The sequence below is a fragment of the Corynebacterium sp. CTNIH16 genome, assembly GCF_032821655.1.
GTDB lineage: Bacteria > Actinomycetota > Actinomycetes > Mycobacteriales > Mycobacteriaceae > Corynebacterium > Corynebacterium marquesiae.
In genome coordinates, this window is record NZ_JAVBIG010000002.1 from 314,813 (window position 1) to 333,526 (window position 18,714).

The following is an 18,714-nucleotide window of genomic DNA, read 5'->3' on the forward strand; positions in this document are numbered from 1 at the left end:
CATGGGGTCGATTAGGCAAGGCTAAGCTAAAATAGTAATTTATTAGACACATGAACCTTCTCTACAATCGGCCCCAATGTCTGCGCACGAACTCATCCCCGTTACTTTGACCGCCAATAAACGGATCCGTCCGCGCTTGCACCGGCTCACGTTCTACGCCGAGGCTTTCCGGACATACACCCTCTCCGGTCCCGATGAATTCTTTGGACTCGTCATGCCCCGAGCTGAACAAGAATTTACCCCCTTCCCCGTCGACGGCATAAACCTCCGCTCGGCTGTGAGCGCGATCGACGAGGAGAGGCGGCCGGACCTGCGCTGGTACACCATCCGCGCGCTCCACTCGGAGGAGGCCACGGTCGATGTCGACGTGGTGGCACACGGTGATTCAGGACCTGGCTCGCGGTGGATTCGCCGCGCACAAGCCGGGGATACAGCGGGATTCTTCACCTGCAACGACCTGTGGCGGCCAACCGAGAAACCACAACTTCTAGTCGCCGACGCATCCGCCCTGCCCGCGCTGCGGCACATTTTGGCCTACCAAGAAGACCATAACCCGGAAATGCTTCGGACCACCGACGTTATGGCCGTGGTTACCAGCAACGACGAGGTAGAACCAGGCCTCGCAGCTAGATGGGAGGCGAGCGTACACAGCCTGCGGATTATTCATACCCAACCGCACGGGGAGGCGGAGGCTGTCGTTGCCGCCCTGAGAACAGACTATGCCGGTGCGCCGGGGCCAGGGTACGTATGGGCTTCTGGCGAGGGGAGGCTAGCAAAAAGCGTGCGAGGCCTCGCGGTGAATGAATGGGGCCTAGATACCAACGACGTCACATGGGTTCCCTACTGGTTTTATGGCAGGGCCCGGCCGTAAAGAAGTCCTAAAACGGCGAAGGCCCCCGCCCCGAACCCTAAGATTCGGAGCAGGGGCTGCGCTGGCTAGTTTTTACTTAGCCTTCTCGATGATCTCAACGAGACGGAAGTGCTTGTCCTTGGACAGCGGGCGGGTCTCAGCGATGCGTACGAGATCGCCGATGCCTGCGGTTTCTTCCTCATCATGCACCTTAACCTTCTTGTTAGAGCGCATGATCTTGCCGTACAGGGCGTGCTGCTTGCGGTCTTCCAGCTCGACAACGATGGTCTTGTTCATCTTGTCGGATACTACATAGCCGGTGCGAACCTTAGGAGCGCCCTTGACCTTCTCCTTCTTCGGAGTAGGTGCCTTCTTGGAATCAGTCACGTTAGCCTCACTCATGATTAAGCCTCAGCTCCCGGAGCAACGGACAGGCCCAGCTCGCGCTCGCGCAGAACGGTGTAGATGCGGGCAATGTCGCGCTTAACCGTGCCGATGCGGCGGTTGTTGGTCAGCTGGCCGGTGGCCTTCTGGAAGCGGAGGTTGAACAGTTCTTCCTTCGCATCCTTCAGACGGGACTGCAGCTCAGCGTTGTCGAGCTCACGGAACTCGTGGGCGGGGGTACCGGTTGCCATTAGAACTGGTCCTCCTTCTTGATGATACGGACCTTGCAAGGAAGCTTCTGGCCAGCGCGGCGCAGAGCCTCAATTGCAACGGCATCGTTCGGATAGCTCATCTCGAAAAGTACGCGGCCTGGCTTAACGTTAGCCACCCACTTCTCGACCGGGCCCTTACCGGAACCCATACGAACGCCGAGCGGCTTCTGGGTCAACGGACGGTCCGGGAAGATGTTGATCCACACCTTGCCACCACGCTTAACGTGGCGGTTGATGGCAATACGTGCGGCCTCAATCTGACGGTTGGTGATGTACGCCGGCTCGAGAGCCTGGATAGCGTAATCGCCGAAGTTGATGCGGTTACCGCCCTTGGACACGCCGCGACGGTTCGGGCGGTGCTGACGGCGGTACTTAACACGCTTAGGAATCAGCATGGATTAGCCCTCCTGCTTCTGCTGTGCACGCTGGCGGCGCTGGCCACCGCGGCGGGAGCGACCATTACGGTCACGGCCACGGCCCTGTGCCGGAGCGTTCAGTTCGGACTCGCGTACGCCACCGACGACGTCACCCTTGTAGATCCACACCTTGATGCCGATGCGGCCGAAGGTGGTGTGAGCCTCTGCGGTGCCGTAGTCGATTTCGGCGCGAAGAGTGTGCAGCGGAACGCGACCCTCGTGGTAGCGCTCAACGCGGGACATTTCTGCACCGCCCAAGCGGCCGGACAGCAGGATCTTGATGCCCTTAACCTGTGGCTGGCGCATAGCGGACTGGATAGCCTTGCGCATTGCACGGCGGAATGCGACACGGTTAACCAGCTGCTCCGCGATGGAGTGAGCAACCAGGGTTGCGTTTGCGTCTACCTGCTTGACCTCGAGGATGTTGAGGGCAACCATCTTGCCGGTGAGCTTTTCCAGCGAGCGGCGGATGCGGTCAGCCTCAGCACCGCGGCGGCCAATCACGATGCCCGGGCGGGCGGTGTGAATGTCCACGCGGACGCGGTCGCGGGTGCGCTCGATAACGACGTCGGCAATGCCGGCGCGCTGGAGGCCCTTGTTGAGGTAGTTACGAATCTTGATGTCTTCGGCTACGTAGTTCGCGTAGTCCTTATCGGCGAACCAGTGGGTCTTCCAGTCGGAAGTGATGCCCAAACGTAGGCCGTGAGGATGGATCTTCTGGCCCATTACTTGGCCCCTTCCTGCTGGCTTTCGACAACCACGGTGATGTGGCTGGTGCGCTTACGAATCATGAATGCACGACCCTGTGCACGCGGCTGGAAACGACGCATGGTCGGGCCCTCGTTGGCATAAGCCTCGGAGATGACCAGGGTGCGTGGGTCGAGGCCGAAGTTGTTCTCAGCGTTAGCGGCTGCAGAAGCAACGACCTTGGCAACTGGCTTGGAGGCACCCTGCGGTGCGTACTTCAGGATAGCCAGGGCTTCGCTTACGGACTTGCCGCGGACCAGATCGAGCACGCGACGTGCCTTCATCGGGGTGACGCGGACGTAGCGGGCCGTGGCGGATGCGGAGGTGATGGTCTCACTCATCGCTTATCGACGTCCCTTCTTGTCATCCTTGACGTGACCCTTAAAGGTCTTGGTTGGTGCAAACTCGCCCAGCTTGTGACCGACCATGGAATCCTCGATGAAAACCGGCACGTGCTTGCGACCGTCGTGGACGGCGAAGGTGTGACCGATGAAATCGGGGAGAATGGTCGAGCGGCGAGACCAGGTCTTGATGACCTGCTTGGTGCCTGCATCGTTCTGAGCATCCACCTTGTTGAGGAGGTGCTCATCGACGAACGGGCCCTTCTTAAGGCTGCGTGGCATTGTTTACCTCCTCTTAGCGCTTCTTGTTCGGGCGACGACGGCGCACGATCATGTTGTTGGAGTAACGGTTCGGGTTGCGGGTGCGACCCTCCTTGTGACCCCATGGGGACACAGGGTGGCGACCACCCGAGGTCTTACCCTCACCACCACCGTGTGGGTGGTCAACCGGGTTCATAACGACACCGCGGACGGTCGGGCGTACGCCCTTCCAGCGCATGCGGCCGGCCTTGCCCCAGCGGATGTTCATCTGCTCAGCGTTGCCGACCTCACCAACAGTGGCGCGGCAGCGGATGTCCACACGGCGGATTTCAGAAGACGGCATACGCAGGACTGCGTACTTGCCTTCCTTACCCAGCAGCTGGATGGAAGCACCAGCGGAGCGAGCCAGCTTAGCGCCGGCGCCCGGCTTGAGCTCAACAGCGTGGATGATGGAACCGGTCGGGATATTGCGCAGCGGCAGGTTGTTGCCAACCTTGATATCTGCGTTTGGACCGGACTCGACGATGGTGCCCTGCTTCAGGCCCTTCGGGGCGATGATGTAGCGCTTCTCGCCATCAACGTAGTGAAGCAGTGCGATGTTTGCGGTGCGGTTCGGGTCGTACTCGATGTGAGCGACCTTTGCCGGAATGCCGTCCTTGTCGTTACGACGGAAATCGATCAGACGGTAACGGCGCTTGTGGCCACCGCCGATGTGGCGGGTGGTGATGCGGCCGTAGTTGTTACGGCCACCAGTCTTGCTCAGCGGGCGCAGCAGGGACTTCTCCGGAGTAGAACGAGTGATCTCGTCAAACTCAGAAACGGAGGATGCGCGGCGACCCGGAGTTGTCGGCTTGTACTTGCGAATAGCCATAATTCTTCCTTTTCCTTTCGGCTCTCCGGTGGCGCTTAAGCGCCGCCGCCGAAGATGTCGATGGAGTCGCTGCCTTCACGGAGCGTCACGTATGCACGCTTGGTGGACTTACGCTGGCCGTAACCGGTGCGGGTGCGCTTACGCTTACCTGCACGGTTCACGGTGTTCACAGAGTCGACCTTAACGTCAAAGATCTGCTCTACGGCATCTTTAATCTGGGACTTGTTGGAGTCCGTGGAGACGTAGAACGTGTATACGTTCTGCTCCATCAGACCGTAGGACTTCTCGGATACAACCGGGGCGATGATGATATCGCGTGGGTTAGAAATCTTAGCCATTAGTTCTCCTCCTTATCCGCGCCGGTTGCGCGGTTGATGAAGGTGTGTAGCGCCTCAACGGAGAACACAACGTCATCGGAGTAGAGAACGTCGTAGGTGTTGAGCTGGCCAGCGTCCAAAATCTGGACGTTAGGCAGGTTATTAGCGCTACGACGAGCATTGATGTCCTCGCGGCCGATGACCAGCAGCACGTTCTTGCGCTCGGTCAGGGACTCGAGGAAGGCCTTGGCCGACTTGGTGGACGGCTTCTGGCCCGGTACGAGCTCTTCGATGACGTGGATGCGCTCGTTGCGAGCACGGTCGGACAGTGCACCGAAGAGAGCAGCCTTGATCATCTTCTTAGGGGTGCGCTGTGCGTAGTCGCGTGGCTGTGGGCCATGGACGGTGCCGCCACCAGTGTAGTGCGGTGCGCGGATGGAGCCCTGGCGTGCACGGCCGGTGCCCTTCTGACGGAAAGGCTTGCGACCACCACCGCGGACGTCGCCGCGGGTCTTGGTTGCGTGGGTGCCCTGGCGTGCAGCAGCAAGCTGAGCGTTAACAACCTGGTGCATCAAAGCAATGGATGCCTCGGTGTCAAAGATTTCAGCTGGCAGGTCTACAGAGCCGTTGGTCTTACCCTCGGAAGTGTGGACGTCTAGCTTGAGGTTGCTCATGCGTGTGCACCGCCCTTCACTGCGGTCTTAACGGTGACGAGGCCGCCGCGCGCACCGGGGATAGCACCCTTGATGAGCAGCAGGTTGGACTCGGCATCGATTTTCTGAATCTTCAGGTTTTGGGTGGTCACGCGGTCCTGGCCCATACGGCCAGCCATGCGCTTACCCTTGAAGACGCGGCCCGGGGTAGCGGCGCCGCCGATGCCGCCAACGCGGCGGTGAGCGGCCTGGTTACCGTGAGCTGCGCCCTGGCCTGCGAAGCCGTGGCGCTTCATGCCACCAGCGTAACCGTGGCCCTTGGTCTTGCCGGTGACGTCAACGAAGGAGATGCCCTCGAAGATGTCAACCTTGACCTCTTGGCCAACCTCGTAGGCAGAGGTGTCGTCCATGCGGATTTCCGCAACGTGACGGCGCGGGGTTACGCCAGCCTTCTTGAAGTGACCACCAACCGGCTTGTTTGCCTTGCGTGGGTCGATTTCGCCAAAGGCGATCTGGATGGCGCTGTAGCCATCGGTTTCGGGGGTGCGAATCTGGGTGACAACGCATGGCCCTGCCTCGACGACGGTAACCGGCACAACGCGGTTGTCCTCGTCGAAGACCTGGGTCATGCCGAGCTTCTTGCCCAGAATGCCCTTGATCTCGTTTTCACTCATTATTTGTTCTCCACCAAAGTCGCTTACTGGATGTTCACGTCGACGCTTGCCGGAAGATCGATGCGCATAAGAGCATCAACGGTCTTCGGGGTTGGGTCGAGAATATCGATCAGGCGCTTGTGAGTGCGCATCTCGAAGTGCTCGCGAGAGTCCTTGTACTTGTGCGGAGAACGAATAACTGCGTATACGTTCTTCTCGGTTGGGAGCGGCACTGGGCCAACTACACGAGCACCGGTACGGGTAACGGTCTCGACGATCTTCTTTGCAGAAGCGTCGATAGCCTCGTGGTCATAGGCCTTCAGCCGAATGCGGATTTTTTGTCCCGCCACGCTTATCCTCTTCCTCGCTTCCCCACTTTCACATTCCCGGCGTTTCCGGGGCGTGAAGCGGTGGGAAATTGCTTCTCGATTTCTCTATAACGTTGTCCGGGCTTGGGGCCTGACACAACGCCAGTGGTCTGACTGTCATGACGACCAAGAGTTGCGGTACATGGCAAGTGCCAGAACGCAGTACTCTCGACGGGGTACAAGACCCGTAGTCAAAGTATTGTGAAGAGGACGGTTTTCACGCATTACACGTGGTGAGTGTCCAATTCGTCTACTGCCGCTGTTTATTTGCCATGCCCCTTCTCCGGTCCATCTTCTCGGGGTGTCACTGCTCTAACGCGGACCTAGCCCGATTGGATGACCTTCCAGTCAATGCTTTAGGTTTCCCTGAAACATGGCGACAACGAAGGTGTCATGTTCGCTTTACCAGCTCAGCGTCTCCACGAGGCTCACGCTTGGCGACGTCCGCCGCCATCACCGAACCTCGGTTCTCGCTGCCCTGTTAAAGCAACCTTTGTATTTAAGCATGTTGGGCTGCGGTTTTTCAAGCCGCCTATTAAACCGTGCCAAAAATCACGTTTTGGAAAATTTTGTTGCCTCGCACCCCACACTCAGCCGAGAAGTATCTAAGCTCGGAGGCAGTGGCTGTGGACTCTTTGTCCTGCCTAGATAGTTGAAAATCGTGTTCATGCATCACCCTATAGAGAAAGGCTCACTCGCCCATGTCTGAAAACAAGACCCCTGCACAAAACTCTGACAACCAGGTTCCTGCTTCCGAGGAGCGCGAGGTCAATAACAACCTGGAGACCCAGTACGGCACCACCACCATCGATGATGTCGTGGTGTCCAAGATTGCCGGCATCGCTGCCCGCGAGGTTTCCGGCGTGGATTCCCTGGGTGGCGGCGGAGCCCGCATGATCGGCAATATCCGCGAGTCCTTCGGTGCTTCTGAGGACGTCCGCCAGGGTGTGGACGTAGAGGTAGCGGACGGTACCGCTCGCATCGAGATTGCCATCACTGCTGAGTACGGCGTGGCCATCCACGAGCTCGCCGAGGCCATCCGCCGCAACATCATGAATGCGGTAGAGCGCATGACCGGCCTGAGCGTCGAGCGCGTCAACGTTGTTGTTCACGACGTTAAGCTGCCGAAAGAAGAGTCCGAGGCTGAGGACCAGGCTGCTTTGAACCAGGGTCAGGCTTAAGCCCAATGCCTGAGCCCCGAGCACGTTTTGAGCTCGAGGTAAGCCACGCCCGCGCTATTGCAGAGGCAGTCCAGAAGGTACGCGGTGTCGCCGCGCTCGACGGCGGTTCGTTCGGTTCGGTGAGTTTGTACCTACCGGGCGAACGCATCGTCGGCATGCGGCGACCCGACCCGCGCGATGATCGCCACCTGCAGATCAACATTCGCGTTGATATCAGCGCCGCGCCGGATCTGTATGCCTTGGCAGAAGATATTCGGTCCGCCGCCCGTGGGGCTTGTCCCGAACTGCAGCGCATTGACGTTGAGTTTTCTGACGCCGTAGATGGCTTATCCGCTGCTCCATCGAAGGAATAGATATGAAGAATTACACCACTTTGGGCATCATTTCCGGCCTTATTCTTGCCTTCTTTTTGTACCTAGGCTGGGGTCCTACCTTGCTCGCCGTACTCCTTGCCGCAATCGGCGGCATTGTGGGAGCACACTTTGATGGCCGTATCGATCTCACTTCTGTGTGGAATGGCCTCATTGGTAAGGAGAAAGGCCAAGGTTAATGACAGATAGTTCCACTCAGGGCCACACGCGTATCTCGCTGCGGACCATGGAACGCATCGTTACCGCCGCGATTGCTAGCGTGCCCGGCACCAAGGCTATAGAGGCCAAGCTAGCGGGCATCGGCGGCCGCGGTTTTCCACGGGTCTCGGTCCAAATGGACTCGGAGCGCGAGGTAGCGGCCGTCAACGCCACCATTGGCGTGGTGTGGCCTTCGCCGGTCACCACGGTGGCGGAACATACTCGTGCCGCCATCTCTGAGGCCATCGCGGCACACACCGGTTATTCCACAACGCGCGTCAATGTCACCGTCGGCGGTTCCGTTCCGGGCAATCGAGTGACTGCCGCAGAGGTGGAGCAGCGCCAGGTCGCTGCTGCCGTCGCGCCACGCATCACGCCCTCGCCGGTATGGCAGCCGGTCACCGCTGAGTCGGTGAATGTACGCAGCATTGCCACACCACAGGAGGCACCGGTGCGCACCATCGCTGCGCCGGCCGCCGGCGTCGCCGTGCAGTCCGTGGATATCCCGCGCGAGACTGAGGTACGCAACATTTCCGCTGACCTCCCAGACCACCAGCTGCGTGAGGTGACGTCCCCAAGCGACCACACGGTGCGGTCGATTAGGGAACCCAAGCCGGTTCGCGTGCACAGCGTGGCTGCACCTCGCCCAGCCAGGTTGATCCCTAGTGGGCAGGTTCGTCCGCTGGCACGAAAGGTTCAGGTAGCAACTCCTCGGCCGCAGCCGCTGCGCGAGATTGAGATTCGCCACGAGTGGACTCCGCGCCGCGTCGAGGCCCCCAAGTCTGCCCCTGCGCGCACGGTAAAGGCCCCGCGGCCACAACCGCTCAAGCGCATTGAGGTCACGCCGGCAAATCCCCGGCCGTTGCACGTCGATGTGCCACGGCCCGAGCCCTTGCGCGCCATTTCCATTAACCCGTATCGCCCACAAGGAGGCAATAATGGCTGATCAGCACATGCCTGCACACTTTGGGCAGCAGCCGAAGGCGTCTCCGGCGGCGCGTACTTGGGCCGTAATCCTTGGGCTCTTACTGCTCGCCGCGGGCGTCGTCGGCGTGCGCGAGACGTGGCTGGTGGGCTCCGGCTCCGATGCCCAGTCCTGGGTACAGCCAGTACTTAATCTCATTGCTAATGAAGAGCTGCAGACCTGGATGATCTGGGCCGGCGTTGCCTCCATTGTCTTAGGCCTGATTTTCCTCTTCGCGGCAATGAAGACCCGCCGCACCACGCACATGCAACTCGCCTCCGATACCGCGTCCATGTGGATGCGACCGGTGGATATCGCCCGCCTCTCTTCGGCCACTGCTCGCCGCGTTCCGGGCGTGGCCTCGGCGCAGACCTCCGCGGATAGTAAGACTGCCAAGGTCACCGTCAATGGCGATACGGACGATGCGGAGCTGCAGAGCCGGGTGGAGACGGCGGTTACGCGCTGCCTGGCTCACCTCAAGAACCCGCCGCAGGTCACCGTGGTTGTAGAGAAGATCCCGGAGTTGGATAACAATGTCTAGAAAACTTGCTACCTTTGACCGCATCCTGCTAGGCCTGCTGGGAATCATCCTCATCGCTTTGGGCGTGTGGCCCATCTTGATCCACTTCAACGTGGAATTTGCCAAGTACTTAGCCCTGTGGGTGGACCACGATACGTGGAAGAGCTTGGCGGACAATGACTGGTGGGTATGGGCCCTGGCCGGTGGCTCCGCACTGCTACTTATTCTGGGGCTGTGGATTGTGGTGGCCAACCTGCGCCACCGCCGCTTCAATAACGTGGAGTCCGCTTCTTCCAATGACAAGGGCTCTATCACGACGTCGATGAACGCTATCGCCGGTGCCGTGGCCCAAGATTTGGATGGAGTCAAGGGCGTGGACCATGTAGAGCGCCTCGTGGCTTATGACCGCGCGCGGCCCACGCTGCAGTACACGGTGACGGCGAATCCGGACACCCCGGTGGAGCGCCTTACTGGCGCCGTTGAAACCAATGAGCGCGATTTTCGCGCAGCGTTTCCAGACGCCGATTTGGACACCATTTACAAGCTGCAGTTCAGCAAGGTAGGTCCGATGAAGGACCTATCCGAATAACGGGTTAGGAGTCTCCGCCACCAAGATTTCCTGAACAGGCCCAAGGCGGGCCGACTCGCCGCCCCCGAGGATCATTTCCAGGTCCTCGCCGGGGCGGCATTTTTCTATGCGCTGCCAAGAGTAGTCCTGGCGAGTTACGCGCCGGTTTTCTTTGGCAAATAGGTGCAGCCCATGATCGAGCACACCGATGGCCGCTGCGAAGCGAAGGATGAACACGAAATCACCCAAATCCTGCCGCTTCAGGCCATTAAGGTCTGGGCACTCAGCGCTTAGCCGCATAAGACTAGAGACCACGCCAAAGCGGTGTTCAAAGCCCTCGGTATCCCGAATGGTAAATGGGCGGCCAGGACCCGTAGAGCGAATAGACTCATAGGCCCACACCACGGGCTGGGTATCCGGGCAGCGCACGATGATGTGGTTGGGGGTGGCGGTGATGCGGTAGGTGGGGGCATCGGCAAGCACAAGCCATTCCCCCGCCGCAATGCGGCCGCCCTCCAAGGGAAGCAAGGGCGGATGCACGCCCGCCTGGCGCTCCAATTCCGCAACGAGTTCGTCGTCGGTGGCGCCCCAGCCGATGCCTTGATTGGCAAGCATGGCAAAGAAGGTGGGAAGGCTGAGGTTAGGCTGGCCCTCCCAGGCGCGGCGGAGGGACTCAAGAGTGGGCTCGATGCGGGTGGGGTCGTCCATATCCCTACAGACTATACCGGTCCACGGCTCTTGGGCCCATCGCAGCCCAGCAGAATCGTACGGACGGCAGAAACACCCTATGGGCCGCGCATTAAATATAGATCAAAAAATCCGCCCCACCCGAAGGTGGAGCGGACTCTTTAAAGCTCTACTGAGCGGTTACGGGGTATCGATTACTCGATAACCTTGGTAACGCGGCCAGCGCCGACGGTGCGGGAGCCCTCGCGGATAGCGAAGCGCAGGCCCTCGTCCATAGCGACCGGCTGGATGAGCTCAACGGACATCTCAACGTTGTCGCCAGGCATAACCATCTCGGTGCCCTCTGGCAGGTGAACAACACCAGTAACGTCCGTGGTACGGAAGTAGAACTGCGGACGGTAGTTGTTCATGAACGGGGTGTGGCGGCCGCCCTCGTCCTTCTTCAGGACGTAGACGGAACCCTCGAACTTGGTGTGCGGGGTGTAAGCGCCCGGCTTGATAACAACCTGGCCACGTTCAACGTCCTCACGCTTGGTACCACGCAGAAGCAGACCACAGTTGTCGCCAGCCTCGGTGTAGTCCATCATCTTGCGGAACATCTCAATACCGGTAACGGTGGTGTTCTGGGACTTGTCCTGGATACCGATGATCTCAACGTCCTCGTTGACTTCCAGACGGCCACGCTCAACACGGCCGGTAACAACGGTACCGCGGCCGGTAATGGTGAAGATGTCCTCGATAGGCATCAGGAACGGCTGGTCGGTAGCGCGCTGCGGATCCGGGATGGAGTTGTCGCAAGCTTCCATCAGGTCAACAACGGACTGTACCCACTTGTCATCGCCCTCAAGAGCCTTCAAAGCGGAAATGTGGGTGATAGGAGCTTCCTCATCGTAGTCCTGCTCTGCGAGCAGCTCACGGATCTCCATCTCAACGAGCTCGATGATTTCCTCATCATCAACCATGTCGCACTTGTTCAGCGCAACGAGGATGTAAGGAACGCCAACCTGGCGAGCAAGCAGAACGTGCTCACGGGTCTGCGGCATCGGGCCATCGGTTGCAGCAACAACCAGGATAGCGCCATCCATCTGAGCAGCGCCGGTAATCATGTTCTTGATGTAGTCGGCGTGGCCCGGAGCGTCAACGTGTGCGTAGTGGCGCTTCGGGGTGGAGTACTCAACGTGGGAGATGTTGATGGTAATACCGCGCTCCTTCTCCTCAGGAGCCTTGTCGATCATGTCGAACGCGAATGCCTCGTTCTCCTCAGGGTACTGGTCAGCCAGAACCTTGGTGATCGCTGCGGTGGTGGTGGTCTTGCCGTGGTCGACGTGTCCGATGGTGCCGATGTTCACATGCGGCTTCGTACGCTCGAACTTCTCCTTTGCCACTGTATGTCCTCCTGGACTATATGGTGGCTACGACCTTCGCAGCCACGTGGTTGACAGTTGTCATTGGCACCCGACCCACAGTATGTGGGGCAAAGCGCTAATGACGCTTTCTTTACGTGCCAGTTACACGATCCTAGATTTATGTCGCGGATTTTTCAAACCGCCGTTATAGGAGGTAACCCCGCGAAAAATCGCGGCCATTTCCCTCGACAAGAATCTTTTTAAAAGGATCCTGGGAGGGTAACGGCCGGCTCAATTCACAACTTAGATGCCTAAGCTGCAAACTCAGCCCGCCGCTACCCTGGCCCAGTTGTCCCGCCCCGCGGCGGGTCTGGCATCTACTGGCGAAGATTACCAGCCCGACTAAACCGCGGAGGAGACGGGGGCTAATGCTTAGTTAGCGGCGCCGGTGCGCTCCTCGATGATCTCCTGTGCCACGGAGGAAGGCACCTCTGCGTAGGAATCGAAGACCATGGTGAAGTTTGCGCGGCCTGCGGTGGAAGAACGCAGGTCACCGATGTAACCGAACATCTCGGACAGCGGCACTTTAGCCTTAACGACCTTCGCACCGGAGCGGTCTTCCATAGCGAAGACCTGGCCACGGCGGGAGGAGATGTCACCGTTTACGGTACCCATGTATTCCTCAGGGGTGACAACCTCAACGGCCATCATCGGCTCGAGCAGAACCGGCTTAGCCTTGGCCATTGCTTCCTTGAAGACCTGGGAGCCGGCCAGCTTGAAGGCCATCTCGGAGGAGTCGACGTCGTGGTACTGGCCGTCTTCCAGGGTGGCCTTGATGTTAACCATCGGGAAGCCTGCCAGGTAGCCGTACTGCATAGCGTCCTGGATACCAGCGTCGACGGAAGGAATGTATTCCTTCGGAACGCGGCCACCGGTAACGGCATTCTCGAATGCGTAGGTTGCGGACTCGCCCTCTTCCAGGGTCTCTGGGTCCGGGTTGTACGGCTCGATGGTGCAGATAACCTTTGCGAACTGGCCGGAACCACCGGTCTGCTTCTTGTGGGTGTATTCCATGGACTCAACCTTCTTGCGGATGGTCTCACGGTATGCAACCTGCGGGTTACCGATGTTTGCCTCAACCTTGAACTCGCGCTTCATGCGGTCAACCAGAACGTCGAGGTGAAGCTCGCCCATGCCGCCGATAACGGTCTGGCCGGTCTCTTCATCCAGTTCAACGGTGAAGGTTGGGTCCTCAGCAGCAAGCTTCTGAATTGCGTTACCCAGCTTCTCCTGGTCAGCCTTGGTCTTCGGCTCGATGGATACCTTGATAACCGGATCCGGGAAGTCCATGGACTCGAGGATGATCTGGTCATCCTTGTCACACAGGGTGTCACCGGTGGTGGTCTCCTTCAGGCCAACAACTGCGTAGATGTTGCCGGCGTCTGCCTGCTCAACAGGGTTCTCCTTGTTGGCGTGCATCTGGAAGAGCTTACCGATGCGCTCCTTCTTGCCCTTGGTGGAGTTCATAACCTCGGTACCCGGGGTGACCTGGCCGGAGTACACGCGGATGAAGTTCAGCTGGCCGAAGAACGGGTGAGCTGCAATCTTGAAGGACAGTGCGGAGAAGGAAGACTCCACGGAAGGCTTACGGGTGAGCTGGTTGTCCTCGTTGCCGACCTCGTGGCCGATAACCTCGCCAACGTCCAGCGGGTTAGGCAGGAAGTCAACAACAGCGTCCAGCAGCGGCTGCACGCCCTTGTTACGGTAAGCGGTACCGCAGTAAACCGGGTAAATCTCGGAGTTGATGGTCAGCTTACGGATGCCGGCCTTGAGCTCGTCAATGGTCAGCTCCTCGCCGCCGAAGTACTTCTCCATGAGCTCTTCGTCGGACTCAGCAACGGTCTCGACCAGCTTCTCGCGGTACTCTGCAGCCTTGTCCTTGAGGTCCTCAGGGATATCTTCTACAACAGGCTCTGCACCGGTCTCGACCTTGCCGCGCCAGGTCAGTGCCTGCATGTTCAGCAGATCAACGATGCCGTCGAAGTCATCTTCAGCACCAATAGGCAGCTGCATTACCAGCGGCTTAGCGCCCAAGCGGTCCTCAATGGTGGAGACGGTGTAGTAGAAGTCTGCGCCCAGCTTGTCCATCTTGTTAACGAAGCAGATACGCGGAACATCGTACTTAGCAGCCTGACGCCACACCTGCTCGGACTGCGGCTCCACACCTTCCTTACCGTCGAAGACTGCGACGGCGCCATCAAGGACACGCAGGGAACGCTCAACCTCAACGGTGAAGTCAACGTGACCCGGGGTGTCAATGATGTTGATCTGGTTGTTGTTCCAGAAGCAGGTCACGGCAGCGGAGGTAATGGTGATGCCGCGTTCCTTCTCCTGTGCCATCCAGTCAGTGGTGGAAGCACCGTCGTGGGTCTCGCCCACCTTACGGTTGATACCGGTGTAGAAGAGAATACGCTCGGTGGTGGTCGTCTTACCAGCATCGATGTGGGCCATGATGCCGATGTTGCGGACCTTGTTCAGGTCCTTAAGCACTTCTTGTGCCACGTTTATACCCCAACTTAATAGTCGTCGACGCCGTGACCAGGTTTCTGGCTATGACGCCTGCATGGATAAGGTCATGTATATTTTTGCCACTATTTGGCCGTCCTCGGAGCAGCCTGCCCCTAGACTTCCATCGCTTCAGTGTACTGGACACTCCACGATGCCGCTGGACTGGGCAGGTATACCGTCCAGAGATCACACCCATTAGGGCAAAAAATGGCCCAAGCAAGAGATATGGAGTTTTGTGTTGCCGCGGCGGGAAAACTGCCGACAGCCAGCGCGAAACTTGTTTCTCGTTGCTTGGGCCATTGATGTGGGTGCTGAAATTACCAGCGGTAGTGGGCGAAGGCGCGGTTGGCCTCTGCCATCTTGTGAGTATCCTCACGACGCTTAACGGAAGCGCCGAGGCCGTTGGAGGCATCCAGGATCTCGTTTGCGAGACGCTCAATCATGGAGTTCTCGCGACGCTGGCGGGTGAAGGTCACCATCCAGCGCAGTGCCAGGGTGTTAGCGCGGTCAGGGCGAACCTCAACCGGCACCTGGTAGGTTGCGCCACCGACACGGCGGGAGCGAACCTCGAGGTCTGGGCGGATATTGCCCAGGGCCTTCTCCAGGGTGCCAACCGGATCGGTACCGGTCTTCTCGCGGCAAGCCTCGAGAGCGCCGTAGACGATGCGCTCTGCGGTGGACTTCTTGCCGTCCTGGAGGATCTTGTTGACGAGCATGGTGACCTGCTCGGAGTTGTATACCGGGTCCTTGACTACAGGACGCTTCGGAGCAGCATTCTTACGCATTGTTTATTACTGTCCCTTCTTTGCGCCGTAACGGGAACGTGCCTGCTTACGGTCCTTGACACCCTGGGTATCCAGAGCGCCGCGGATGATCTTGTAACGAACACCAGGAAGGTCCTTCACACGGCCGCCGCGAACGAGGACCATGGAGTGCTCCTGCAGGTTGTGGCCCTCGCCCGGAATGTAGGCGGAAACCTCAATACCGGTGGTCAGGCGAACACGAGCAACCTTACGCAGTGCGGAGTTCGGCTTCTTAGGAGTGGTGGTGTACACGCGGGTGCACACACCGCGACGCTGCGGGGAACCCTTCAGCGCAGCGGTAGACACCTCAGAACGCTTGCTGTGGCGGCCCTTGCGGACCAGCTGCTGAATAGTTGGCATTTAACAGTCTTTCTGTCGAATCGCACCGAAGCCAAAAGAAAGGAACCAAACATGCAAAAATTGGCGCTCTTTCCCGGGGCGCTGCCGCATGTCCAGAACTCTTTCCAAGGCCAGTGCCTTGTTAAGGATCAGACTCTTCACCGCGTGCCGACACGGCACGCATAGTGAACTGAGGTTTAGAGTAGCAAACCGACCGCGCTCTATACAAAACGCGATCGGCGCCTTCCTCCTGCTAGGACCATTCCCAGACCAGGTCCGCCTCGGCGGCCTTGGTGGCAAAGTAGTCCTTTTCCTGCTCCTCCCATGTTTCAAACCACGGCTCGTAGCCAGGCTCGCGGGCGATAGCGCGTTCGCGGCGTTGGTCCCGGGGGCCGTCGATAAGCACGCTTACTACCGCTCCCCTCTCCTTGGCCGCGGCAATATTGGCGGCAGTTACCGAGCCCACGCCCTCCACGATGAGGTCATCGCGCACATCCAAGCTGGCCCAGTCCCCTGGGGCGCCTGCTTCCCAATCCCAGCGCCAGTAGCCGGGGTTCATGGTGCGCAATACCTGCTCGGCCACCATATCCGAGCCCTTATCCAGGCCATGCCAGCCGGGGTAAAACTCATCGAGATGCACTACCCGCCAGTTGGTGCGCTCGGCCAGTGCGGCGGAGGTCCAGGTTTTGCCGGCGCCCGAGGGGCCGTCAATAAGCACGGTTACCGGCTTGAAGGCACGCTTTCTAGCTGCCGCCAGCGTGACGATGTCCTCTAAAAGGCGCTCTTGTTGGCTATCAAAGTCCATGGTCGCTCAATCACTGCTTTCGCGGTTTATAGGCCGAAGAATCTCCAGGCCCCAGTGAGTACCGAAACTACCACCGGTACGAAAGCAAAGACAGTACCTAGGGCCATAATCCACCCATCACGGGCATGCAGACGCGACTCGCGCGCCCATGTCCTTACCCCTCCTCCGGGCGGGGTGCGCCCAAATCCGCGCGCCTCCATTGCCGTGGCCAACTTGCCACCGCGGCGCAGCGCGATGACCAATAGACCAAAAGACATGGTGAGCAGATGCTTCAGCTTGCCGACGTCCGTCAGTCCCCTCGCCCTGCGCGCCATCCCCAGCGACTGCCAGTCAGATTGGAAAAGCGTCATCATGCGCACACCGGCGACCGCACCAATGACAAACCGCGAGGGTAGCTTCAGGATCTGCGAGAGCGCATCGCCCAACTCCGTCGGATCAATATCGCGAGCCAGGACCACCATGGGTAGGGCCACGGCAAACACACGCAGCGTAATAGCAATCGCGAGGGTCAGCGAGTTCTGTGTTACCGCGATGAGCCACCAGCTGAAGTACTGCGTGCCACCAGGCTCGCCATATAGCAGCATCGAGATGCCAGAAATCGGCGCAATGAGAAAGAGGAACCAACCGGCCTTAAAAAGCCGCACCCATGACACCCCGCACAGCGGCGCGAGGATCAGGGTAAGCGCCAACGATACCGCGGCCGAGACCCAGTCAATAGATCCCAATAGTGGGGTAACCCAGATAAACATCAAAATGATGCGGCTAAGCGGGTTAGCCCCGCGCAAAAGATTAGGCACCGGGCACCTCCACTCGGTGGTCCCCCAAGGCCTGGATGAAAAGCGGGTCATGGGTGATAGAGGCGATAGTGGTTCCGTCATCTGCCAATTGCCGCAGCAAGCGCACCAGCTCCACAAAAGTTTGGGGGTCTTGACCAAAGGTGGGCTCATCCAACAGCAACACCGACGGCGCGGTCACCAAGGCAGTAGCCACAGACAGGCGTCGTTTCTCGCCGCCAGAGAGCGTGAACGGGTTAGCGTCTAAGAGATGCTGCAGCCGCAGTGATTCCACCAGCTGCGCGATCCTTTCTTCCGGCGGGTCCACGCGCATTACCTTGGGCGCAACGCGCAGCTCTTCGGCCACCGTACGGGCGACGAATTGGTGCTCCGGATTCTGGAAGACAAAGCCTATGCGGTCCGCCAGCTCGCGCGATTTCCAGCGCAGCGGTGACCCTTTGACCCCGCGACGCACGAAATCGGCCACCCCAATCTCACCTGATTCAGCCGGCAGCAACCCGGCCATGGTCATCAACCAGGTGGACTTACCCGCTCCATTCGGCCCGGTAATGACCGTCGAGGCTCCCGCCGGCAGCGCAATCGTGCGCGGCGGACCATAGCGCGTGACGAGGTCGGTGCTCCACAGCGCGGCTTCGCGCTGCGCAAGCTCGGCCTCGCCAAGGCGGCGCGCCTGCGGCAGGCCGGCGACCTGGCGGCGCTTAGCCACCTCCGCGAAGGAAGTATCGGCCACGATGCGCCCGCAGTCCAGCTCCACTGCGCGGTCGAGCACACCGTCCCACGCCGCGTGCTGGTGCTCTACCACCACGAGCGTCGCGCCGGTTTCTTCCACCAACCTAGCCACGGCGCGCACCACATCGCGTGCGCCGGTAGGGTCAAGGTTGGCCGTGGGTTCATCGAGCAGTACCACGCCCGCCCCCATAGCGATGACGCCGGCGAGCGCCAAGCGCTGCTTCTGCCCACCGGAGAGCCGCTCGGTGGGAAAATCCAGATCCACGAAAGGCCCAACCAGTTCCTTGGCTGCGGCCACGCGGCGCCAGATTTCCTCGCGCGGATACGCCAGGTTCTCGCAGCCGAAAGCAATGTCATCGCCAACACGCGCGGAGATCACTTGCGAGTCCGGATCCTGAAGCACCAGCCCCACTGGGATGGTACGTCCGGGCTCCTCCGCCATGCCGGTGGAATCTTCCAAGAGAATTTCACCAGTGCGGGTTCCTTCCTCATCGGAACCCAGCACTCCGGCCATCGCCGCAAGGAAGGTAGACTTACCCGATCCAGAGTCGCCGCATAAAAGCACGCGTTCTCCTGGCTCGATGATCAGGTCAATATCGGATAGCGCCGGTTCGCTGCGCCCGGCATGAGTCCAGCCGAATCCTCGGGCCGTTATCTTGGTGGCGTTTCCCGCCAATGATGCACAATCAGACACGGACACAACACGCC

General features: G+C 59.6%; 26 protein-coding genes. 7 read left to right on the plus strand and 19 right to left on the minus strand.

Features of this window, described 5'->3' with window-relative positions; genetic code table 11:
• Positions 1-76 precede the first annotated feature (76 nt).
• Positions 77-871 (plus strand): siderophore-interacting protein, encoded by a 795-nt coding sequence (locus RAE04_RS03550; protein ID WP_317026444.1) that lies wholly within the window; start codon positions 77-79, stop codon positions 869-871.
• A gap of 72 nt (positions 872-943) precedes the next feature.
• Here RAE04_RS03550 and rpsQ read toward each other — a convergent pair whose 3' ends face one another.
• Genes rpsQ through rpsJ form a run of 11 tightly spaced genes read right to left on the minus strand, consistent with a single transcriptional unit; the run spans position 944 to position 6,115 of the window.
• Positions 944-1,252, minus strand: coding sequence for a 30S ribosomal protein S17 (rpsQ, locus tag RAE04_RS03555; RefSeq protein ID WP_284787110.1), 309 nt, complete (start codon positions 1,250-1,252; stop codon positions 944-946).
• 2 nt (positions 1,253-1,254) lie between these two features.
• Entirely contained in the window at positions 1,255-1,485 is a 231-nt protein-coding gene (gene rpmC / locus RAE04_RS03560; protein ID WP_005322842.1) for a 50S ribosomal protein L29, read from the minus strand.
• Complete coding sequence (rplP, locus tag RAE04_RS03565; RefSeq protein ID WP_023020553.1) at positions 1,485-1,901, minus strand: 50S ribosomal protein L16; 417 nt, start codon at positions 1,899-1,901, stop codon at positions 1,485-1,487. Before rplP ends, rpmC begins: the two co-directional genes overlap by 1 nt.
• Positions 1,902-1,904: 3 nt before the next feature.
• Positions 1,905-2,648: a 30S ribosomal protein S3 gene (rpsC, locus tag RAE04_RS03570; RefSeq protein ID WP_317026445.1), complete on the minus strand. Its 744-nt coding sequence runs from the start codon at positions 2,646-2,648 to the stop codon at positions 1,905-1,907.
• On the minus strand, positions 2,648-3,010 hold the full coding sequence (gene rplV, locus RAE04_RS03575) for a 50S ribosomal protein L22 (RefSeq protein ID WP_005276938.1): 363 nt from the start codon (positions 3,008-3,010) through the stop codon (positions 2,648-2,650). Before rplV ends, rpsC begins: the two co-directional genes overlap by 1 nt.
• Positions 3,011-3,013: 3 nt before the next feature.
• Positions 3,014-3,292: a 30S ribosomal protein S19 gene (rpsS, locus tag RAE04_RS03580; protein WP_005276936.1), complete on the minus strand. Its 279-nt coding sequence runs from the start codon at positions 3,290-3,292 to the stop codon at positions 3,014-3,016.
• 13 nt (positions 3,293-3,305) lie between these two features.
• Positions 3,306-4,142, minus strand: a complete 837-nt coding sequence (gene rplB / locus RAE04_RS03585; protein WP_204610252.1) for a 50S ribosomal protein L2 — start codon at positions 4,140-4,142, stop codon at positions 3,306-3,308.
• 35 nt (positions 4,143-4,177) lie between these two features.
• Complete coding sequence (gene rplW, locus RAE04_RS03590) at positions 4,178-4,480, minus strand: 50S ribosomal protein L23 (RefSeq protein ID WP_049383584.1); 303 nt, start codon at positions 4,478-4,480, stop codon at positions 4,178-4,180.
• Positions 4,480-5,133 carry a 50S ribosomal protein L4 gene (rplD, locus tag RAE04_RS03595; RefSeq protein WP_005322847.1) on the minus strand — a complete coding sequence of 218 codons (654 nt, stop codon included), beginning with the start codon at positions 5,131-5,133 and terminating at the stop codon, positions 4,480-4,482. The genes rplW and rplD overlap by 1 nt, the downstream gene beginning before the upstream one ends.
• Complete coding sequence (rplC, locus tag RAE04_RS03600; RefSeq protein WP_049378864.1) at positions 5,130-5,786, minus strand: 50S ribosomal protein L3; 657 nt, start codon at positions 5,784-5,786, stop codon at positions 5,130-5,132. The genes rplD and rplC overlap by 4 nt, the downstream gene beginning before the upstream one ends.
• 23 nt (positions 5,787-5,809) lie before the next feature.
• Positions 5,810-6,115, minus strand: coding sequence for a 30S ribosomal protein S10 (rpsJ, locus tag RAE04_RS03605; RefSeq protein ID WP_003848085.1), 306 nt, complete (start codon positions 6,113-6,115; stop codon positions 5,810-5,812).
• A gap of 719 nt (positions 6,116-6,834) precedes the next feature.
• On the opposite strand from rpsJ, the gene RAE04_RS03610 reads away from it, so the two are divergent.
• Genes RAE04_RS03610 through amaP form a run of 6 tightly spaced genes read left to right on the plus strand, consistent with a single transcriptional unit; the run spans position 6,835 to position 9,956 of the window.
• On the plus strand, positions 6,835-7,314 hold the full coding sequence (locus tag RAE04_RS03610; protein ID WP_317026446.1) for an Asp23/Gls24 family envelope stress response protein: 480 nt from the start codon (positions 6,835-6,837) through the stop codon (positions 7,312-7,314).
• A gap of 5 nt (positions 7,315-7,319) precedes the next feature.
• The gene (locus RAE04_RS03615; protein WP_049378862.1) at positions 7,320-7,667 is read left to right on the plus strand and encodes a hypothetical protein; all 348 of its coding nucleotides are present in this window, start codon (positions 7,320-7,322) and stop codon (positions 7,665-7,667) included.
• Positions 7,668-7,669: 2 nt separating this feature from the next.
• Positions 7,670-7,864 (plus strand): hypothetical protein, encoded by a 195-nt coding sequence (locus tag RAE04_RS03620; protein ID WP_005322852.1) that lies wholly within the window; start codon positions 7,670-7,672, stop codon positions 7,862-7,864.
• Positions 7,864-8,829 carry a lysophospholipase gene (locus RAE04_RS03625; RefSeq protein ID WP_317026447.1) on the plus strand — a complete coding sequence of 322 codons (966 nt, stop codon included), beginning with the start codon at positions 7,864-7,866 and terminating at the stop codon, positions 8,827-8,829. The genes RAE04_RS03620 and RAE04_RS03625 overlap by 1 nt, the downstream gene beginning before the upstream one ends.
• Entirely contained in the window at positions 8,822-9,388 is a 567-nt protein-coding gene (locus RAE04_RS03630) for a DUF6286 domain-containing protein (protein ID WP_317026448.1), read from the plus strand. Before RAE04_RS03625 ends, RAE04_RS03630 begins: the two co-directional genes overlap by 8 nt.
• The gene (gene amaP, locus RAE04_RS03635) at positions 9,381-9,956 is read left to right on the plus strand and encodes an alkaline shock response membrane anchor protein AmaP (protein WP_239228626.1); all 576 of its coding nucleotides are present in this window, start codon (positions 9,381-9,383) and stop codon (positions 9,954-9,956) included. The genes RAE04_RS03630 and amaP overlap by 8 nt, the downstream gene beginning before the upstream one ends.
• Here amaP and RAE04_RS03640 read toward each other — a convergent pair.
• From RAE04_RS03640 to RAE04_RS03675, 8 genes are all read right to left on the minus strand, one after another.
• Positions 9,945-10,643: a hypothetical protein gene (locus RAE04_RS03640; RefSeq protein ID WP_317026449.1), complete on the minus strand. Its 699-nt coding sequence runs from the start codon at positions 10,641-10,643 to the stop codon at positions 9,945-9,947. The genes amaP and RAE04_RS03640 overlap by 12 nt on opposite strands.
• 173 nt (positions 10,644-10,816) lie before the next feature.
• On the minus strand, positions 10,817-12,007 hold the full coding sequence (tuf, locus tag RAE04_RS03645) for an elongation factor Tu (protein WP_317026450.1): 1,191 nt from the start codon (positions 12,005-12,007) through the stop codon (positions 10,817-10,819).
• Between the two features lie 393 nt (positions 12,008-12,400).
• On the minus strand, positions 12,401-14,530 hold the full coding sequence (gene fusA / locus RAE04_RS03650) for an elongation factor G (RefSeq protein WP_317026451.1): 2,130 nt from the start codon (positions 14,528-14,530) through the stop codon (positions 12,401-12,403).
• A 323-nt stretch (positions 14,531-14,853) separates the two neighbouring features.
• Entirely contained in the window at positions 14,854-15,321 is a 468-nt protein-coding gene (gene rpsG, locus RAE04_RS03655) for a 30S ribosomal protein S7 (protein ID WP_005322865.1), read from the minus strand.
• 6 nt (positions 15,322-15,327) lie between these two features.
• Positions 15,328-15,699, minus strand: coding sequence for a 30S ribosomal protein S12 (rpsL, locus tag RAE04_RS03660; RefSeq protein ID WP_238800416.1), 372 nt, complete (start codon positions 15,697-15,699; stop codon positions 15,328-15,330).
• A gap of 232 nt (positions 15,700-15,931) precedes the next feature.
• Positions 15,932-16,483, minus strand: a complete 552-nt coding sequence (locus RAE04_RS03665) for a hypothetical protein (RefSeq protein WP_317026452.1) — start codon at positions 16,481-16,483, stop codon at positions 15,932-15,934.
• A 26-nt stretch (positions 16,484-16,509) separates the two neighbouring features.
• Positions 16,510-17,280 carry an energy-coupling factor transporter transmembrane component T gene (locus RAE04_RS03670; protein ID WP_317026453.1) on the minus strand — a complete coding sequence of 257 codons (771 nt, stop codon included), beginning with the start codon at positions 17,278-17,280 and terminating at the stop codon, positions 16,510-16,512.
• Positions 17,273-18,700 carry an ABC transporter ATP-binding protein gene (locus tag RAE04_RS03675; RefSeq protein WP_317026454.1) on the minus strand — a complete coding sequence of 476 codons (1,428 nt, stop codon included), beginning with the start codon at positions 18,698-18,700 and terminating at the stop codon, positions 17,273-17,275. Before RAE04_RS03675 ends, RAE04_RS03670 begins: the two co-directional genes overlap by 8 nt.
• Positions 18,701-18,714 lie beyond the last annotated feature (14 nt).

What these genes read in the sequence shown, in the direction of transcription:
- RAE04_RS03550 (WP_317026444.1), top strand. Translation starts at nt 77, where the DNA reads ATGTCTGCGCACGAACTCATCCCCGTTACTTTGACCGCCAATAAACGG.
- rpsQ (WP_284787110.1), bottom strand. Translation starts at nt 1,252, where the DNA reads ATGAGTGAGGCTAACGTGACTGATTCCAAGAAGGCACCTACTCCGAAG.
- rpmC (WP_005322842.1), bottom strand. Translation starts at nt 1,485, where the DNA reads ATGGCAACCGGTACCCCCGCCCACGAGTTCCGTGAGCTCGACAACGCT.
- rplP (WP_023020553.1), bottom strand. Translation starts at nt 1,901, where the DNA reads ATGCTGATTCCTAAGCGTGTTAAGTACCGCCGTCAGCACCGCCCGAAC.
- rpsC (WP_317026445.1), bottom strand. Translation starts at nt 2,648, where the DNA reads ATGGGCCAGAAGATCCATCCTCACGGCCTACGTTTGGGCATCACTTCC.
- rplV (WP_005276938.1), bottom strand. Translation starts at nt 3,010, where the DNA reads ATGAGTGAGACCATCACCTCCGCATCCGCCACGGCCCGCTACGTCCGC.
- rpsS (WP_005276936.1), bottom strand. Translation starts at nt 3,292, where the DNA reads ATGCCACGCAGCCTTAAGAAGGGCCCGTTCGTCGATGAGCACCTCCTC.
- rplB (WP_204610252.1), bottom strand. Translation starts at nt 4,142, where the DNA reads ATGGCTATTCGCAAGTACAAGCCGACAACTCCGGGTCGCCGCGCATCC.
- rplW (WP_049383584.1), bottom strand. Translation starts at nt 4,480, where the DNA reads ATGGCTAAGATTTCTAACCCACGCGATATCATCATCGCCCCGGTTGTA.
- rplD (WP_005322847.1), bottom strand. Translation starts at nt 5,133, where the DNA reads ATGAGCAACCTCAAGCTAGACGTCCACACTTCCGAGGGTAAGACCAAC.
- rplC (WP_049378864.1), bottom strand. Translation starts at nt 5,786, where the DNA reads ATGAGTGAAAACGAGATCAAGGGCATTCTGGGCAAGAAGCTCGGCATG.
- RAE04_RS03610 (WP_317026446.1), top strand. Translation starts at nt 6,835, where the DNA reads ATGTCTGAAAACAAGACCCCTGCACAAAACTCTGACAACCAGGTTCCT.
- RAE04_RS03615 (WP_049378862.1), top strand. Translation starts at nt 7,320, where the DNA reads ATGCCTGAGCCCCGAGCACGTTTTGAGCTCGAGGTAAGCCACGCCCGC.
- RAE04_RS03620 (WP_005322852.1), top strand. Translation starts at nt 7,670, where the DNA reads ATGAAGAATTACACCACTTTGGGCATCATTTCCGGCCTTATTCTTGCC.
- RAE04_RS03625 (WP_317026447.1), top strand. Translation starts at nt 7,864, where the DNA reads ATGACAGATAGTTCCACTCAGGGCCACACGCGTATCTCGCTGCGGACC.
- RAE04_RS03630 (WP_317026448.1), top strand. Translation starts at nt 8,822, where the DNA reads ATGGCTGATCAGCACATGCCTGCACACTTTGGGCAGCAGCCGAAGGCG.
- amaP (WP_239228626.1), top strand. Translation starts at nt 9,381, where the DNA reads ATGTCTAGAAAACTTGCTACCTTTGACCGCATCCTGCTAGGCCTGCTG.
- RAE04_RS03640 (WP_317026449.1), bottom strand. Translation starts at nt 10,643, where the DNA reads ATGGACGACCCCACCCGCATCGAGCCCACTCTTGAGTCCCTCCGCCGC.
- rpsG (WP_005322865.1), bottom strand. Translation starts at nt 15,321, where the DNA reads ATGCGTAAGAATGCTGCTCCGAAGCGTCCTGTAGTCAAGGACCCGGTA.
- rpsL (WP_238800416.1), bottom strand. Translation starts at nt 15,699, where the DNA reads ATGCCAACTATTCAGCAGCTGGTCCGCAAGGGCCGCCACAGCAAGCGT.
- RAE04_RS03665 (WP_317026452.1), bottom strand. Translation starts at nt 16,483, where the DNA reads ATGGACTTTGATAGCCAACAAGAGCGCCTTTTAGAGGACATCGTCACG.